Source organism: Acetomicrobium thermoterrenum DSM 13490 (assembly GCF_900107215.1).
In the GTDB taxonomy this organism is placed as follows: domain Bacteria; phylum Synergistota; class Synergistia; order Synergistales; family Acetomicrobiaceae; genus Acetomicrobium; species Acetomicrobium thermoterrenum.
Genome location: NZ_FNPD01000009.1, coordinates 73,995 through 90,633 on the forward strand (window position 1 = coordinate 73,995; position 16,639 = coordinate 90,633).

Here is a 16,639-nt window from a genome sequence, read left to right on the forward strand (position 1 = left end):
TTAAAAAAACCTTATGCTTATAAACAGCATTGCTAAATGGAAAGACACCATTAAGACTAACACAAAAGGAGGCGTGAACCCTCTCCGATGGAGACGATGATGTATATGCCCCTTATCGGGGCAAAAGGGAGAGACACCTTTCACAGTTCTTCGCAGTATAGCAAAGCACATGTCAATAAAGGGAATACCCCCGGCAAAGGCCAAAAATAAGCAAAGAGGTATAAAGGATTGTGTCAAAGGTGTATACGAAAATATCGAATACAATAAAATAGAGGCATGAAAAAACCCAAGAAGCGTACTGCCCCCATCCCCTAAAAAAGTCCTTGCTTCGGGGAAATTCCAAGGGAGGATCCCAATAGCGATGCCAAAGCCAAAAGCCCAAAAGATATTGTGGAAGACGACCATAAACATGCATGAACTTGCCGCGAATATGACCAAAACCAAACCATTCATGCCGTCGATCATATTATATGCACTTATCATGGCGGCAATCCACAAAGATGCGGTAAGCCAACCCCATAGGGGAAAATTGCCACTTTTGTACAGAGGAATTAAAGCTACTATTGAAGCAGTAATATGGACTAAAAGCCTAACTTTTGGAGATAGGCTTCTCATATCGTCCAGATATCCGACTAAAAATGTCGCGCTGGCACACCACGCAAAAAACGAAGGATCAAATTCAAAATGATCCCTCGCAAACAAAAGAAACAGAAGCAGACCGCTCCATAAGACGATGCCCCCACCGCGTGGCGTAACTTCTTTGTGGAGCTTTCTGGATTCGGGCATATCCAAAATACGATATCTAAAAGAGAGGGGAATGGAGATCTTTGTAATCCCCCATCCCCACATAAAGGACAAAAAAGCATAGAGGACCATTTCACTGCTCATAATGCAATTATCAGTTATTTTGTTCCGAATAAACGATCACCGGCATCGCCCAATCCGGGCAATATATAGCCGTGTTCGTCCAAGCGATCATCCAACGCAGCCATGTAGATGTCGACATCCGGATGAGCTTCCTTTACTTTCTGCAGACCTTCGGGTGCACCTATCAGACATACCAATGAAACTTTTTTACCTCCCCTTCTTTTTACTAAATCGATCGCCAAAACAGAAGAACCTCCAGTGGCCAGCATAGGATCGACAATGAGAATGTCCCTCTCTTCTATATCACCGGGCAACTTGCAATAATATTCAACAGGTTGAAGCGTCGCTGGATCTCTATATACCCCGATATGGCCTACTTTTGCGTTGGGTATCAGCTTAAGAATGCCTTGAACCATCCCGAGCCCTGCCCTTAAAACGGGTACAACTGCCATTTTTTTACCGGAAATAGTCTTGGCACGTGTCTTCGCCAGAGGTGTTTCGACCTCTATCTCCTCGACAGGAAGATCTCTTGTTATTTCATAAACCATTAAACCGGCTATTTCTTCTACTAACTCCCTGAACTCTTTAACGCTTGTCGAGGTATTCCTAATAATTCCTAATTTATGCTGTATCAGCGGATGATCCATTATCACCAGTCGCCCCTTCGAATGGCTACCCTTTCCCTCGATATCCTTGTTTTCATAGGCCCTTATTTTTTCAATGCGCCTAAAATGCCGACCGCCTTCAAAGGGTGTATCAAGCCACACTTCTACCATTTCCATTGCCTGCTCGACGCTTACAACCCTTCCTCCAAGGACGAGGATATTAGCATTATTATGGAGGCGACTCATCTTAGCCATAAAGCTGTCGGTACAAAGAGCGGCATATGCTCCCCGTACTTTATTTGCAGCTATTGACATGCCTATGCCGGTTCCACAGGACAATATTCCACGATCGCACTTGCCGGCAGCAACCATTTCGGCTGCCTTTATCCCGATATCAGAATAATCTACAGGCTCATCGTCTGAACCGACACCCAAATCGATAACATCTATATCCCTTTTAAAAAGATATTCCTTAGCTGCGTTCTTCAAAGCACATCCCGCATGATCGGCTCCGAGGACTATTTTCACGTTATAACCCCCTTGAGAATATTTCGCCTAAAATCTTTCCCGCTACTGTATATGGATCGATACTACGAGAGGCAAGAGATCGGATCAGATTGTCATCACAATTTTCTTTCCATTTCTCTTCAACTACTTTCGCGATTTCTCTTCTTAAGATTTCTTCAACTTCCATCTTTATTCTCGATATAAATCTCTTTTTGCCTTCTTCGCTCTCGGATAAATATTTTTTATGGTCCGCTAAAGCTTTACAGAGAGCATCTATACCTTCTCCCCTTTCCGCCACGGTCTTTACAATTGGCGGTCTCCATGCTTTACTGCCATAAAGGTCAAGCATTATGTTAACTTCGGCTTCCAGCCTGTCGGCACCGTCGCGATCTGCCTTATTGATCACAAATATATCCGCAATTTCCATTATACCCGCCTTCATAACCTGAACATCGTCGCCCATACCCGGAACGAGGAGCAGGCAAACCGTATCCGCTATCTTTACTATATCAACCTCAGATTGTCCCACTCCCACGGTCTCGATAAAGATGACGTCCTTGCCACAGGCATCCAGTATCATGGCAGCTTCATAGGCTGCCCTGCTCAGACCCCCTAACGATCCCCTTGTGCCCATGCTCCGGATAAAGACATCGGTCTCAAGGGCATGACTTTGCATCCTTAGCCTATCGCCCAATATTGCACCGCCGCTAAAGGGACTCGTAGGATCCACTGCTATAACACCGATCTTTTTCTCCATTCTTTTTAGGTTATCTATCAACTTGTCCAGCAAGGTGCTCTTGCCTGCACCCGGGCTTCCCGTAACTCCAATTATATGAGCTTTCCCCGTATGGGCATATAAATTAGCCATTATCTGGCTAGCAAAGGGCGATTCGTTTTCAACAAGCGAGATCAGTCGCGCAATAGCTCTATGATCTCCCTCTAAAGCCTTCTCGACAAGATGATCCATTGATAAACCTCCAATCAATCTTATTGACAATTTATTTTTAGTTAATAATCCGATAAAAGTCTATTGGGGTCCAATCCCTGAAGGGAATGCCTCCTACATTACCAAAGCCTGCCAATAACGGCTCAAAGGTCATCTCTTTGAACAATGCATTTCTTTCAGGCAACATTACAAGCAGCTCTCCCTGAAGACCAATTTGTTCTATCGATTTCTCCCTTTGAAAGGGATAAAAATAAATTTTGCCTCCCGATACATAGGAAAGCATTATCAAACTCAGCGGCAAAGGGCCATCTTTCATAAGTAAATCCACCGCAATCCCTTCCCTCAAACAAAACCCAGCCAACATTAACACAAAATCATCACTTATTCCAGAAACGATGGGGTTTTGCTCGATGACGAGCCTTGAAGGCCAGGCATCATTTGTATGATAAATCCCCCTCATAAATTTTTCGTAATCCCCTAACTCAGTAACATTGACTACGCTCCCCATTTTAACGTGGGTTGTCTTTTCCCACTTGGTGGGAAGAATCATTTCCCCAAATGCGGCCGCTAAAAACGGTGGATCTTCTCCGTATTTATCTAGAACAGGCACATTTAAACCTGCTTTAAAGCGAATGACGCTTAAGTCTGCGACGCCTTTGCTTTTATTGATAAAATTTGCAAAAGCCATAAGGTCAGTCAATTCCGGTGTTATCCGTATCGAATAATGACAACAACTCCTTTTCGGGAAAATCTTGATGAAGAGCATTATCTAATATTTATTATAGATATTCCGGCAAAGGCGTAAAAACCCATGATCGCCGATGCGGCCAAAGTGAACCCCAGAAGGACACGTAAGTAAAAAACCCATAAAGTACCGCCGGGCCATTTCTTTGAAGTTATATTGTTTATAATCCTTGCTATCATCAAAGAGACCATAAAAAGAGCCAATGCTAATAGGGCTTGAACGTTTACATCCGGAATAGAGTCAAACATAGTATAAATATACACCTCTGCTTTTTAAAGTTTTAAGGTTGTCCCTTTGAATGCTTCTCATAAATCAGCTTTATAATAGCATTTCCCATGAAAATTCTGTCGGGCCTTGAATAAGTACAGGCAATAATGACAAAGGAAAAGAGTAGCGATGATGACGATCAAGAAAATTATAATCTGGCGTGCAAGGCTATCGCGATGTTTTCTCGCTTTTTCCTTCATTATCCCATCACCCTATAAAAATAGAGGGAGCTTTTCTCCCTCTATTTTACAATAATCTTAATTATAAATTAAAATTACGACCACGTTTGGGGGTACTTCATGACATATAACAATATATTACATAAATACAACAACCATGTCAGCCTGCTTTAATTTAAAAGACCTTCAAGGTTCTCATCGGAATCGGCCGATTTATTTTTGTTTATCTGCCTTAGAACCTCAACCGCTATCTCTAAAGCTCTCTTGCCATCAGCAATACCGACCATCGGCTGTCTTCCTTCCTTGACACAAGATATGAAATGTTGCAATTCCATCTTCAGAGGTTCGTGTTTCGGGAAGACGGGATGCTCAATTACCTCCATTAATCCCATGCCATTATTCCTAATGCATCTATGAATGGAAACATCTTGAGTTTCGTAGTTTAAGGTTATGTAACGCTCTCTTTCCATAATCTCCAACGTCCTTAGCCTCTTTTCGGAAGCCCTGCTGACCAGTATATGAGATATTGCCCCATTCTTAAACGTAAGATGAGCCGAGGCTATGTCTTCATGCTCTGTAAAGACGGATCTTCCATAGGCCGAAATTTCGCTTATCTCACTACCAACCAACGATAAAATTATATCAATGTCATGGATCATCAAATCTAAAACAACGCCGACATCCGCAACCCTGGAAGAAAAGGGACCCAGCCTTCTAGTTTGAATATAAAGAGGAGGTTTACAAATTCCCCTGACGTACTGAACTGCGCTGTTAAAGCGCTCAATATGTCCTACTTGTAAAACGAGGTTTTTTTGAGCTGCCAATTTGAGCAACTCCTCTGCCTCATCGACTGTCTTCGTAACAGGTTTTTCTATGAGCACGTGAATGCCTCTTTCCATTACCTTTTTGGCCACTTCGTAATGAGCAACCGTAGGCACAACAATGCTCAAAGCATCTGGGCGAGCTTTCTCCAGGAATTCATCTAAATCACTAAAATAAGGCACTTGTAACATCTCGCCAACGGAGACAGCTCTCTGATCGTCTATGTCCATAACCCCGGCAAGCCTGGTTTCCAGCAACTCCGAATATATTCTGGCGTGGTGATATCCCAGATGTCCCACCCCAATGACGCCTACCCGCAACGCATTCATGATCTTCACCTCTTAAATCGCATATACACTTAATATTTAAAATTCCTCTTAATTATTATCACTTGATATGAACTATTTTGGCATTCCTTAAAGATCAGATCTCAAAATCTTTTTTATCGCCCCTATAAGGTAGAGGCTGCCGCAAATCGCGATATAACTGGAATGGCCATTAACTGCTTCGCACAGAGCCGTATTTAATTCTGGTTCGTCCCCTATAAAGGCTTTGGTAAAGATATTTCTTGCTATATCCGCCAAAGCATGTGAAGACTCGCTTCTGTCCAGTTGAGGCACCTGTGTGCATACAATCTTCTCGATGGGCAGATTGCATAGTTTCTTTAATGTTTCCCGGATATCTTTGTCCTTCATCATTGCCGTCACAAAGGTAATATTTTCATGAGGACACAAAACTTGTTTAAGCGATTGCGCAAAGACTGCCATTCCTTCCGGGTTGTGCGCACCATCCAGTATTAATACTTTTCCATTTTTTAACCTTATAATTTCAAAGCGGCCGGGCCATGAAACAGAGAGCAATCCCGATCTGATCGTTTTATCGGATATTCCTGGAAAGACATCTTTTAAAAGAAGAGCCACAAAGACAGCTAATGCTGTATTGCTGATTTGATAAGCAGCTGTAAGCTTCGTTTCAAGGGAATCGAAAAAGTATCCCTTGGATGTCCAAAAGTCATAAATAACGCCATCCAAAGAAAAATGTGCGGGTTTGACTAAACATTCTCTTGAGAAAATGTGTCCCTCGGAAATCATCTTTGCGCAGCTATCAATAAACAGTTTTTCCAGACCGAAGTCTCCACCCACATAGATTGCCCTTTTCCCTGGCCTGATTACGGAAAACTTCTCCTTCGCTATTTGGGAAATAGTGTCTCCTAAAAAATTCGTATGATCCAGCGAAATAGAGGTAATCACTGAAAGTATAACTTCTCCCAGAAGATTCGTGGCATCGAGCCTTCCACCCATTCCTGCTTCTACAACGGCTACATCGACCTTTTCTTCGGATAAAATTAAGAAAGCCACGGCCGTCATAAGCTCAAAAGCAGTCGGAGGCGTCTCGGCGATGAAATTTTCCCTTAGCACCAATTTTACCTTTTGCCATGTTTCCATCCACCTTTGCGGACTTACAATCTTGCCTTCAATTTTCAGGCGCTCGCCCATGTGCAACAGGTGAGGGCTAGTATATAGCGCAGTTTTAAGACCCGATGAAGACAAGATACTCGCAATAGTCGATGCAGTAGAGCCTTTGCCGTTAGTACCGACTATATGAATGGCCTTGAAAGCTCTTTGAGGATTACCCAGCAAACCGAGGCACTTAGCCATCCGAGATAAGCCCGGGCGAATGCCCGGGCTTGCACTATTTAAAATGTCTTGTTCCAAAAGGTCAAAGGCTTCGGCATTTTCTTTATCGACCATCCGCTTCCTCCGAGCTGCGCTCAAGAGATGCAATATTATCGTCGATCCTCTTCATGCGTTCCCTGGCCTTCTTTAACCTATTTTGCTCCTTTTCGACAACTTCCTGCGGCGCCTTCTGCAGGAAGGACTCATTAGAAAGCTTCGAAAGGCTTTTTTGTTCCTCCAAAAGCAACCCTTCTTTTTCTTTTCGCAATCTCTCTATTTCCGAAGAAATGTCAATAATATCGCCCACGATCAGATAGACATTACACCAGGGCAATACAGAAACCAGTGAGCCACCAGGCCTCCTCGACTCGAAACTTATCTCTCCTACCTTGGACATCAATCTAATTATATCTTCATTTTCAGCTAACACTTCAAGAACAGATCTATCCGTTGGATTGATCATTAAGTGAGGAACCACGACCTGGGGTGTGAGGTTAGCCTCGGCTCTCAGGTTTCTTATCGAACGTATGGTTTCCTGAAGGACAAAAATATTCTTTTCTAACGACTTCTTTGTCGTATCATCGAACATCTCCTCCGTACCGGGCCAAGGCTCTTCTTCGATTGACATTTGACTGAAACCGAAGGAATGCCACAACTCTTCAGTTATGAAGGGAATAAAGGGATGGAGAAGCAGGAGAACCTTTTTGAAAACATAATAAAGCACCTTTTGCGAAGCGATCTTTCTTTTGCTCCCCTCGTCTCCCTTTAAAGCCGGTTTCGACATCTCTATGTACCAGTCACAGAGCTCTCCCCACACGAAGTCATAAAGTATTTTGCTTGCTTCGCCGAAAAAATATCCTTCTATCAAGTCTGTAACTTCTTTAGTCACCTGATTAACGCGCATGACGATCCATCTATCGTGAAGCCTCAAAGAATCGTCGAATTCCATGGTCCGACTTTCATCAAAATCGCCCAAATTCATCAAAGCAAAACGGGCAGCATTCCAAATCTTATTCATGAAATGCCTGCAGGATTCGATCTTCTGGGTGCTCAAAAATATATCACGGCCTTGTACTGTCAACGATGATAAGGTAAATCTCAAGGAATCAGCCCCATATTTATTTATTATGTCTACAGGATCTATGACGTTGCCTTTGGATTTGCTCATTTTTTGACCCTTTTCATCACGGACCAAAGCGTGAATATAAACGTCTTTGAAGGGCACGTCATCCATAAATTTAAGGCCCATCATTATCATTCTTGCCACCCAGAAAAATATTATGTCAAAGCCGGTAACCAACAATGAAGTCGGATAAAAATATGTGAGCTCTGGAGTTTGTTCAGGCCACCCCATAGTGGAAAAGGGCCAAAGAGCGCTCGAAAACCATGTATCTAAAACATCTTCGTCCTGCACAATGGCTCTTGAGCCACAATTTTCGCACTCCACCGGATCAATTTCCGACACTGTTATGTGATTGCAGTCCAGACAGGTCCAAGCCGGTATTCTATGCCCCCACCACAACTGTCTCGAGATACACCAGTCGCGTATATTCTCCATCCACTGATAATAAGTATTCACCCAGCGCTCAGGTATCCAACGAATTTTGCCTTCTTTTACGACCTCAATGGCCCTTTTTGCCAAAGGCTCGGTGCGGACGAACCACTGTTCCGAAAGATAGGGCTCTAAAATTGTATTGCATCTATAACAATGACCGACGGCATGCTCGTATTCCTCGATCTTTATCAACAAACCTGCAGCCTCTATGTCTCTTACGATTGCTTCTCTGGCATCAAATCTGTTCATTCCTTTATAACGACCGGCATTTTCATTCATGAAACCATCGGCATTTATTACCTGGATTGGTTCCAGATCATGCCGCTGCCCTACCAAAAAGTCGTTGGGGTCGTGGGCAGGCGTTATCTTAACCATTCCGGTTCCAAAGGATGGATCGACCATCTGGTCCTTTATTACGGGCACAATTCTGTCTACTATGGGAACTCTAACCTTTTTTCCAATGTACTTTGCGTTATTTGAATCATCAGGATGAACTGCTATGGCGACATCTCCTAAAATTGTCTCCGGACGTGTAGTAGCAACGACCAGAAATCCATCTTTTTCCACAAAGGGGTAAGCTACGTAATAGAGCTTCCCCTTTTCCGTTGTATGTTCTACCTCCAGATCCGAAAGTGCCGTGTGACAGCGAGGGCACCAATTTATGATATATTTGCCCTTGTATATAAGCCCTTCTTTATACAAACGGACGAATACAGCCCTGACAGCTTTAGATAAACCTTCATCCATTGTGAAGCGCTCTCTATCCCAGTCGCAAGAGGCACCAAGTCTTTTTAATTGCGAGATGATTCTGCCGCCATATTCGGATTTCCATTCCCATACCTTCTCCAGAAAGGCCTCTCTGGTCATATCCTTTCTATCTATACCCTTTTTGGCCAATTCTCTCTCCACAACATTTTGCGTGGCAATGCCGGCGTGGTCCGTCCCCGGTATCCACATCACGTTAAACCCCTTCATTCGCTTGTAGCGACATACAATGTCCTGTAGGGTATTGTTCAATGCATGCCCCATGTGAAGCGAGCCTGTAACATTGGGCGGTGGTATCACTATGCTGAAGGGTTCTTTGGTTTCGTCGACTTCAGCATGGAATAATCCGCGATCCTGCCACCAGTCATACCATTTTCGCTCCAGTTCTTCGGGTTCGTATTCCTTCGAAACAAGTTTGTCGTCGACAGGCATTTATTTAGTCTCCCCCTATAGGTTCGAGTTTACGATGTGTCATCGCACGAATTTCTCTAAGCCACTTCCTCATCCCTTGATATGTAAATAGGAGATGCTCCTTCTAAAACGCACTCGCCTGTAATCTTCACCTTAGCTACTTCGCCTGCAATATTGGGTAATTCATACATAATATCAAGCATGAGGTTTTCCATTATTGACCTTAATCCTCTAGCTCCCGTTTTTCTCTCTTGAGCTTGATGGGCAATCGCTTTTAGGGCAGCTTCGGTAAACTCCAACTCCACGCCTTCATAGCTGAAAAGCTCTTGATATTGCTTTACCAGGGAATTTTTGGGTTCCAACAGGATATGCACCAAAGATTCTTCGTGCAGGCCCTCGAGAGGGACGATTACGGGAATTCTCCCTATGAATTCAGGAATAAACCCATACATCATCAGATCTTCGGGCTGGACTTCCTTCAAAATTTTCCAAGAGGCTTCCACTTTCTTGCCTATAATATCTCCACCGAAACCTATAACTCTTTTGTTGATCCTCTTGGCTATTATGTTTTCGATTCCATCAAAGGCACCGCCACAAATGAATAGGATGTTGGATGTATCGACTTGAATGAAATCTTGGTAGGGATGCTTTCTGCCACCCTTTGGAGGAACATTCGATACCGTTCCTTCCAAAAGGCGAAGAAGGCCTTGCTGCACGCCCTCTCCTGAGACGTCTCTAGTTATCGATGGAGAATAGCTCTTGCGGGCAATTTTATCTATCTCGTCTATGTAGACAATCCCTCTTTCAGCCAGCGCTACATCGTAATCGCAGCTTTGCAACAACCTCACTAATATGTTTTCCACGTCCTCACCAACATAGCCCGCCTCTGTCAAAGTAGTAGCATCAGCAATAGCAAAGGGCACATTCAGCATTTGAGCCAAAGTTTGTGCCAACAGAGTCTTACCGCAGCCAGTGGGACCTAAAAGAAGGATATTACTTTTCTGGACTTCAACGTCGTCTTTGCCCTTTTTGCCCTTAAAAATACGCTTATAGTGATTGTGGACAGCCACAGAAAGAACCTTCTTGGCGTACTCCTGCCCGACGACATATTGGTCCAGATATGATTTTATTTCACTTGGTTTGGGCAATACAAAATTCTGAGTCATATCCCTGTTTTTACAATCTATGCTGTGCAGGATTCCTCTCTCTTCGTTCAATATAATATTACATAGGTGTATGCATTCGTTGCAAATACAGACTCCCGGCCCCGTTATAATCTTCTTGACATCTTCCTGATCCTTTCCACAGAAGGAACAGCGCAAGCCCTTCTTTCTAGGATCCTTTTCGTTGCTTTTCGACATATCCTCTTATTTCCTCCTTGGGCTCTTATAAAATATTATTGCATCTTACCAAATTATAAGGTCCTTATAAACAAACGAGAGAGCTCACCTTTGCTCCCTCGCATGTTTATAAGCAAGATTACACCGATAAACTATCTTTTTTCTATGACTTTGTCAACTATTCCGTAGGCCAGAGCTTCCTCTGCGGACATAAAGAAATCACGATCGGTATCCTTGGCAACCTTTTCGATATCCTGATTCGTATGATAGGCTATTATCTCATTTAGCCTGTCCCTTATCTTCTTGATCTCCTTGGCATGAATTTCGATATCCGTAGCCTGACCTTGTACTCCTCCCAAGGGCTGATGAAGCATAACCCTAGAATTTGGAAGAGCTATTCTCTTCCCCTTCGCACCTGCAGCCAAAAGCACTGCCGCCATGCTCGCAGCCTGACCAACACATATGGTCGACACGGGGCATTTAATGTATTGCATGGTGTCGTATATTCCCAACCCGGCGGTCACGGAACCACCGGGACTGTTTATATAAAGGTTTATATCCTTATCTGGGTCCTCGCTTTCGAGGAATAACATTTGAGCTACTACCAGATTTGCGAGATGCTCTTCTATCACATCTCCTAAAAATATTATCCTGTCTTTTAACAGCCTGCTATATATATCGTAGGCTCTTTCCCCTCTACCCGTCTGTTCTATTACTATCGGTACCAACATCTTCATGACCTCCTCTTACATCGTTACCATCGTCTTGTAACGCTTTTTCAGGCTCCTCTTCAACTTTTTCTTGGATTTCCTCCTGAACTGCCTCGACCTTGCCCTGATTATTCATAATAACCTTCAGAGCTTCTTCGTATTCCTCTCTCTCGAGCTCTTTAACCTTTACATGGTCTAAGATTTTGCCCAATGTCTTCTCAGCCATAATATCATAGCTCAATCTATACAATCTGTCCTGGTCGGAGGCTATAAATGAAGATAGCTTCTCGGCACTTATGTTATATGCACCTGCCATCCTTTCCACATATGCTTTGATATCTTCTGGGTTTACTTTGATCTCAAAACGTTTAGTAAGCTCCTCCAAGACTAATGAATTCATGACTCTTTTGTAAGCCTTTTCGCGTAACCTGTTTTTATATTCATCAAGATCCATTCCGGATTGTTTTACATATTCTTCAAAGGTCATCTCACCAGCCTGCTTTATTTTCTCTTCTTCTTCGTGGAGCAGGCTGTGAAATTCTCTCTCAACCATGCTTTCGGGAACTTCGATCTTCGCTTGATTTACAATTTGCTGTAATGCTAGATTGATTGCCTCATTTTTAGACCTGTTTTCCAGATTTTTTATCAACTGTTCTTTAATTTCTGCCCTAAACTCTTCTAAATTTTTGCCTTCCGCACCTACTTTTTTCAAAAACTCCTCGTCCAGCTCCGGAAGGACTTTTTTCTTTATGCCCTTTATTTCCATCGAATACTTAATACGCTTTCCAGACAAATTGCTGCCATCTTCCGGATGAGTGACTGTAGTCGTAACGGTGTTGCCAACATTCTGGCCAATCAGATCTTTCTTTACGTTTTCGTCCAAATAAGGAACCGAAAGGTCTATCATATCTTCCATCTCTTTGCCTTCGAAGTCGAATTTCTCAGCATCATCGTTATCTTCCCGTTCAACTTCGGCAATGGCGTTAACTACAACAGTATCTCCTTCATCAATTGGCCTATCTTCGTTGACTTCGACGTATTCGGCATTTCGCTCCCGCAAATCATTGATGACTTCATCGACCATTTCATCAGTCACCGTTGCCTTCAATTTTGGCACTTCGATTTGGTTCAAATCGGGCAATTCGATCTCGGGCATAACTTCGTATTCTATCTCTAAAACGAGCGGTTCGCCTTCTTTTAATTCGCCAATTGATTTTATCTTAGGCTCAGCCACCAATTCGAGCTCGTATTCATCCCGAATTTGCTCTATAATTTCAGGAATAAGGTTTTCTAATGCCTCTCTATATAATCTTTCCCTGCCAAAATAGAGTTCGATGACATTACGCGGAACCCTTCCCTTTCTAAAACCCTTTATATTGGCCTTGTGACTGATCTCTTTGACCACATCCTGAACTGCTTTCTCAAACCTCTCTGCCTCAATTTCCGCTTTTATTTTAACGATATTTTTCTCCTGAGATATAAGCTCAGACCTCATTGCCACCAAACCCCTTTCTTCGACATGAAAAAGCCTCGGTGCCAAACATACACCGAGGTCGCACTTATGTTCTTCTGGTGCGAGAGGTGGGATTTGAACCCACACGGCCGAAGCCACGGGATCCTAAGTCCCGCGTGTCTACCGTTCCACCACTCTCGCCCCTTAAACAAACATTTAAGGCGGGTTGCAAACTTAAATTTTAAAAACCCACCAAACATCCAAACTGCCACGACACATCTTCGCGCGATCCTCGTCGCTAGCGTATATTACCATGCCCTTAATTTGAAAGTCAATGCCGATTTGACTTTAACTGTCTCAAAGGACACAAACAAAAGACATTGCTCGCACATCGCATTAACATCTTGCAAGCAATGTCTTTTTATTTTTTATAATGGGCCAAATAGTCGGCAAACTTAAATATAATGGTGGGCCGTACAGGAATCGAACCTGTAACCCCAGGATTAAGAGTCCCGTGCTCTGCCAGTTGAGCTAACGGCCCACATATATAGTCTTTTCCATGGCGCGCCCGGCAGGATTTGAACCCGCGACCAACGGATCCGAAGTCCGCCGCTCTGTCCACTGAGCTACGGGCGCTTACGCTTTATAACCAAGCGGCAATAGGAAAGTTATCACAGCTTGGCCAAATAGTCAACAGGTTTTCGGCTCTATTTCAAAGAGTACTAAAAAAGCTCCTGAGATGAGGACGCCAGCAGCTTTCTTTGAAAGAGTAAAATAATATATTGCATTTTAACCCCGGCCAATCTTACTAACTCTGCAACATCTGAATATTTAAGGACTCCCCTTAATTTTACATCGGTTACCTGGCAATCTTTAAAGGGAAGAGACAATTTTAAAGTTGCCCTCTCCCCTGTTTTTTAAAATAATTTATTTAGTCCCTCGCACGGAGGAATGGCCTATATACCTCAGCATCCTCCGGGAGGCGTAGGTTGCTGGGTCTTGGAGTCACCTGGGGATCTTTTTTGTTCTTCAACGAATTGCCATACTTTACCAACCATATCCGGGCTCGGCTTCAAGGTAGAACATCCCGGCCTCCAATCAGATGGCGTAACCTCTTTAGCAGATGTAGACCTTATGTGCTGAAGAGCCTGAATGCGACGAATAATTTCATCCACACTTCTTCCGCATGGAGCCGGAAGTATGTCTATGCATTGAAGTATGCCATCGGGATCAATTATGAATGTTCCGCGGATGTCGATGCCGTCAGCCTCGCTATAGACCCCAAATTTTTCTCCGATCCTGCCGCCTGCGTCAAATAACATTGGGAAGGGCACTCCCCTGGGAACTGCTTTAGAAATTTCTTGCTCAACCCATACTTTATGAACCCAAGGCGAATCTACGCTTATACCGTATACTACAGCCCCCAGGGCCTCAAATTCATCGTACCTCTCGGCAACCGCCGAGATTTCGGTTGTTCACACGAAAGTAAAATCGCCGGGGTAGAAGAATAACACTAACCACTTTCCCTTGGCCTCGGCATGCGATACTTCCCTGATATTACCCCTATCAAAAGCCATTGCTTTAAATTCCGGGACCGGACATCCTATCTTTGCTTCCACTGTTTCATCCCTCCCATTTTGTTATCAATCTCTGTTTTTAAGTTAAATATATTCTAAAACGATTTTAAATAAGAAGCAAGTTGCATACTTTATACTTGTCGCTATATTCAAATAATCCATCATCTACCCTTGCTGACATATTTTAAACCATTAGATTGCACTCAACGCAGACAACATGAAGCGATCATTTGATTACATCAGAAATCTCAAACAGATTTTAGCGTGTATAAGCGGCATTCCATCACGGCTTTTGCTCCAAATCGCCATTATGTCGTGTCCCAAATTTCCCATGAATTTTTTTAAAGAACTAAATATTGCTTAACCAAATTTCCAGAGCTATAATCGGGGATCAAAACGGGTTATACCCTAATACGAATCCTGATATTTTATTTACAATGCTCAAATTAAGCTGAAATGGGGGATACTATAATTGAAATTACAAACATTCCTTAAAGGAGTGCGTGACGAAACGCCACTCCTCCTTGCCGTCATGCCCTTCGGGGTTATATACGGTATTATGGCATTAGAGGCCGGCTTAACCAGGTTTCAGGCTCAGTCAATGTCCTACATCATATTTGGCGGTTCTTCGCAATTTGTGGCAAGCAAGTTATTTGCCGAATCCGCTCCCTGGTCGATAATCGTATTAACTGTGGTCATTGTGAACTTGCGACACCTGCTATACAGCGCCTCGGTGGCACCCTACCTAAAAGAACTTCCCCTGGGATGGAAGGCGACGCTCTCCTATCTGCTGACGGATGAAGCTTATGCCGTAACTATAAATTACTATCAAAAAAGACCTGACGACAGATACGGCCATCTTTACTTTTTAGGTGCGGGGCTGATTCTGTGGTTAACATGGCAGATGAGCACAGCAGCCGGGATTTACTTGGGAAAGATGCTCCCATCAAATTGGCCGCTGGATTTCTTTCTACCCCTAACCTTCATAGCCATCCTTGTTCCCTCTTTGAATAACTTTCCCGCCATAGCTGTTGCATTGACGGCCGGAATATGTTCGATCTTTTTTTACGGATTCCCCTATAAATTAGGATTGATTGCCGCTGCCTTAGCCGGTATGACCACAGGCTTTATTATAGACACGAGGAGGCGCAGGGCATGAATGTATGGCTGGTCTTGCTTCTGGGAGGAATTTTCACCTATCTTACACGAGCATTCTTCATATTTCTTTTTGGCCTTTGGGAAATACCTTCTTGGGTAAAAGAGTTTTTGCGCTTTGTGCCTCCAGCCGTTCTGTCGGCTCTTGTTGTTCCCGAATTATTTGTGCAATCGGGAAAGGTTTTTATTTCCCTCGAAAATGTCAGGCTATTGGCAGGCATTGCCGCCATATTTACCGCACTGCTTACCAAAAATACCCTTTTGACAATACTGACGGGAATCGTCTTTGTGTTTATCTTTAACACATTTTAAAAATCGTGATATCATAATCAATCAATACAAACCATTGGTTTTGTCATGCAAAATAAAAGAAGGTTAATGTTATTTATTACTTCATTTTGAGACTATCTCCTTGATCCTATCATCATCAAGACTAAAAGGCGCCCTGACGATCAATTTAGCATCGTCCGTCATTTGCAAAGCTATCATCTTTCTTTTCGTTCGGATTATTTTCTCGATCTGCACGTCCATGGGCTTCATTTTATTTTTCTCCATACATGTGATAAGCAAGCTCAATCAATTTCTACGCTATTTGGTTTTTCGGTACGAGCAAAATGTCTTTTATTTCTTCTTCCAGGTATTGATCCAGGTATTGTTTAACTTTATTCGCCGTTTTATTTCCCTGCTCTCCTCCAGCTTTGGCTATTTTGCTTTCCAGCTCCTCTATAACTATCACGACAATTAGCTATAAAAAAAATCCCGACGCTTCAAAAAACCAGTCGGGAGCATAAAAATGGGGTGAGCGAGGGGACTTGAACCCCCAACCCCTGGAGCCACAGTCCAGTGCTCTGACCTATTGAGCTACGCTCACCATCTCTTTGCGGTATTCATATTTTTCGTTTCTTGGCGTGCCCGGGGAGACTCGAACTCCCGACCTTTGGATCCGGAGTCCAACGCTCTATCCACTGAGCTACGGGCACCTGTTCCGTTTGCCCATATAATATAACCAATTAAGCACGATTGCGCAAGTACTTGCCTTGGGATCTTAAGCTTAAGGAA

The 16,639-nt window shown here is 43.3% G+C and carries 16 protein-coding genes and 5 tRNA genes; 2 read left to right on the forward strand and 19 right to left on the reverse strand.

Annotation, left to right across the window (positions count from 1 at the left end):
• The 15 genes from BLU12_RS07935 to prxU all read right to left on the reverse strand — a co-directional run bounded on the left by BLU12_RS07935 (position 1) and on the right by prxU (position 14,467).
• Positions 1 to 888: a glycosyltransferase family 4 protein gene (locus tag BLU12_RS07935; RefSeq protein WP_234945564.1), complete on the reverse strand. Its 888-nt coding sequence runs from the start codon at positions 886 to 888 to the stop codon at positions 1 to 3.
• A gap of 14 nt (positions 889 to 902) precedes the next feature.
• Positions 903 to 2,000 carry a uracil phosphoribosyltransferase gene (gene upp, locus BLU12_RS07940; RefSeq protein ID WP_091461871.1) on the reverse strand — a complete coding sequence of 366 codons (1,098 nt, stop codon included), beginning with the start codon at positions 1,998 to 2,000 and terminating at the stop codon, positions 903 to 905.
• A 1-nt stretch (position 2,001) separates the two neighbouring features.
• Positions 2,002 to 2,946, reverse strand: a complete 945-nt coding sequence (gene meaB, locus BLU12_RS07945; RefSeq protein WP_091461873.1) for a methylmalonyl Co-A mutase-associated GTPase MeaB — start codon at positions 2,944 to 2,946, stop codon at positions 2,002 to 2,004.
• A gap of 37 nt (positions 2,947 to 2,983) precedes the next feature.
• A complete protein-coding gene (locus BLU12_RS07950) occupies positions 2,984 to 3,535 on the reverse strand; it encodes a hypothetical protein (RefSeq protein WP_200778739.1) in 552 nt (183 codons plus the stop codon).
• A gap of 155 nt (positions 3,536 to 3,690) precedes the next feature.
• Entirely contained in the window at positions 3,691 to 3,918 is a 228-nt protein-coding gene (locus BLU12_RS07955) for a flagellar biosynthesis protein FliR (RefSeq protein WP_091461874.1), read from the reverse strand.
• A 368-nt stretch (positions 3,919 to 4,286) separates the two neighbouring features.
• Complete coding sequence (locus tag BLU12_RS07965) at positions 4,287 to 5,267, reverse strand: Gfo/Idh/MocA family protein (protein ID WP_057940924.1); 981 nt, start codon at positions 5,265 to 5,267, stop codon at positions 4,287 to 4,289.
• Positions 5,268 to 5,354: 87 nt separating this feature from the next.
• Complete coding sequence (locus BLU12_RS07970) at positions 5,355 to 6,689, reverse strand: bifunctional folylpolyglutamate synthase/dihydrofolate synthase (RefSeq protein WP_091461876.1); 1,335 nt, start codon at positions 6,687 to 6,689, stop codon at positions 5,355 to 5,357.
• Positions 6,679 to 9,366 carry a valine--tRNA ligase gene (locus BLU12_RS07975; RefSeq protein ID WP_091461877.1) on the reverse strand — a complete coding sequence of 896 codons (2,688 nt, stop codon included), beginning with the start codon at positions 9,364 to 9,366 and terminating at the stop codon, positions 6,679 to 6,681. The genes BLU12_RS07970 and BLU12_RS07975 overlap by 11 nt, the downstream gene beginning before the upstream one ends.
• Before the next feature lie 56 nt (positions 9,367 to 9,422).
• Positions 9,423 to 10,706, reverse strand: coding sequence for an ATP-dependent Clp protease ATP-binding subunit ClpX (gene clpX, locus BLU12_RS07980; RefSeq protein ID WP_009201203.1), 1,284 nt, complete (start codon positions 10,704 to 10,706; stop codon positions 9,423 to 9,425).
• A 131-nt stretch (positions 10,707 to 10,837) separates the two neighbouring features.
• Positions 10,838 to 11,416 carry an ATP-dependent Clp endopeptidase proteolytic subunit ClpP gene (clpP, locus tag BLU12_RS07985; RefSeq protein ID WP_165588964.1) on the reverse strand — a complete coding sequence of 193 codons (579 nt, stop codon included), beginning with the start codon at positions 11,414 to 11,416 and terminating at the stop codon, positions 10,838 to 10,840.
• Positions 11,382 to 12,890: a trigger factor gene (gene tig, locus BLU12_RS07990; RefSeq protein ID WP_159428518.1), complete on the reverse strand. Its 1,509-nt coding sequence runs from the start codon at positions 12,888 to 12,890 to the stop codon at positions 11,382 to 11,384. The genes clpP and tig overlap by 35 nt, the downstream gene beginning before the upstream one ends.
• 75 nt (positions 12,891 to 12,965) lie before the next feature.
• Positions 12,966 to 13,049, reverse strand: a tRNA-Leu gene (locus tag BLU12_RS07995).
• A 264-nt stretch (positions 13,050 to 13,313) separates the two neighbouring features.
• Positions 13,314 to 13,389, reverse strand: a tRNA-Lys gene (locus BLU12_RS08000).
• A 19-nt stretch (positions 13,390 to 13,408) separates the two neighbouring features.
• Positions 13,409 to 13,484 (reverse strand) — tRNA-Arg (locus BLU12_RS08005).
• A 329-nt stretch (positions 13,485 to 13,813) separates the two neighbouring features.
• The gene (gene prxU / locus BLU12_RS08010) at positions 13,814 to 14,467 is read right to left on the reverse strand and encodes a thioredoxin-dependent peroxiredoxin (RefSeq protein WP_268753516.1); all 654 of its coding nucleotides are present in this window, start codon (positions 14,465 to 14,467) and stop codon (positions 13,814 to 13,816) included.
• Between the two features lie 430 nt (positions 14,468 to 14,897).
• On the opposite strand from prxU, the gene BLU12_RS08020 reads away from it, so the two are divergent.
• Both BLU12_RS08020 and BLU12_RS08025 read left to right on the forward strand, forming a co-directional pair.
• Complete coding sequence (locus tag BLU12_RS08020; RefSeq protein WP_091461883.1) at positions 14,898 to 15,584, forward strand: AzlC family ABC transporter permease; 687 nt, start codon at positions 14,898 to 14,900, stop codon at positions 15,582 to 15,584.
• Entirely contained in the window at positions 15,581 to 15,892 is a 312-nt protein-coding gene (locus BLU12_RS08025) for an AzlD domain-containing protein (RefSeq protein WP_091461884.1), read from the forward strand. The genes BLU12_RS08020 and BLU12_RS08025 overlap by 4 nt, the downstream gene beginning before the upstream one ends.
• Positions 15,893 to 15,973: 81 nt before the next feature.
• Here the strand turns inward: BLU12_RS08025 and BLU12_RS10020 are convergent, their stop codons facing one another.
• From BLU12_RS10020 to BLU12_RS08035, 4 genes are all read right to left on the reverse strand, one after another.
• Positions 15,974 to 16,120 carry a hypothetical protein gene (locus BLU12_RS10020; protein WP_200778740.1) on the reverse strand — a complete coding sequence of 49 codons (147 nt, stop codon included), beginning with the start codon at positions 16,118 to 16,120 and terminating at the stop codon, positions 15,974 to 15,976.
• A 43-nt stretch (positions 16,121 to 16,163) separates the two neighbouring features.
• On the reverse strand, positions 16,164 to 16,316 hold the full coding sequence (locus tag BLU12_RS09980) for a hypothetical protein (protein WP_159428519.1): 153 nt from the start codon (positions 16,314 to 16,316) through the stop codon (positions 16,164 to 16,166).
• Between the two features lie 58 nt (positions 16,317 to 16,374).
• Positions 16,375 to 16,451, reverse strand: a tRNA-His gene (locus BLU12_RS08030).
• A gap of 33 nt (positions 16,452 to 16,484) precedes the next feature.
• Positions 16,485 to 16,560, reverse strand: a tRNA-Arg gene (locus BLU12_RS08035).
• Between the last annotated feature and the right edge of the window lie 79 nt (positions 16,561 to 16,639).

Coding starts and splice junctions, on each gene's coding strand:
- tig (WP_159428518.1), bottom strand. CDS start 12,890: ATGAGGTCTGAGCTTATATCTCAGGAGAAAAATATCGTTAAAATAAAA.
- meaB (WP_091461873.1), bottom strand. CDS start 2,946: ATGGATCATCTTGTCGAGAAGGCTTTAGAGGGAGATCATAGAGCTATT.
- clpP (WP_165588964.1), bottom strand. CDS start 11,416: ATGTTGGTACCGATAGTAATAGAACAGACGGGTAGAGGGGAAAGAGCC.
- clpX (WP_009201203.1), bottom strand. CDS start 10,706: ATGTCGAAAAGCAACGAAAAGGATCCTAGAAAGAAGGGCTTGCGCTGT.
- BLU12_RS07965 (WP_057940924.1), bottom strand. CDS start 5,267: ATGAATGCGTTGCGGGTAGGCGTCATTGGGGTGGGACATCTGGGATAT.
- BLU12_RS07935 (WP_234945564.1), bottom strand. CDS start 888: ATGAGCAGTGAAATGGTCCTCTATGCTTTTTTGTCCTTTATGTGGGGA.
- BLU12_RS10020 (WP_200778740.1), bottom strand. CDS start 16,120: ATGAAGCCCATGGACGTGCAGATCGAGAAAATAATCCGAACGAAAAGA.
- BLU12_RS07955 (WP_091461874.1), bottom strand. CDS start 3,918: ATGTTTGACTCTATTCCGGATGTAAACGTTCAAGCCCTATTAGCATTG.
- BLU12_RS07970 (WP_091461876.1), bottom strand. CDS start 6,689: ATGGTCGATAAAGAAAATGCCGAAGCCTTTGACCTTTTGGAACAAGAC.
- BLU12_RS07975 (WP_091461877.1), bottom strand. CDS start 9,366: ATGCCTGTCGACGACAAACTTGTTTCGAAGGAATACGAACCCGAAGAA.
- BLU12_RS08025 (WP_091461884.1), top strand. CDS start 15,581: ATGAATGTATGGCTGGTCTTGCTTCTGGGAGGAATTTTCACCTATCTT.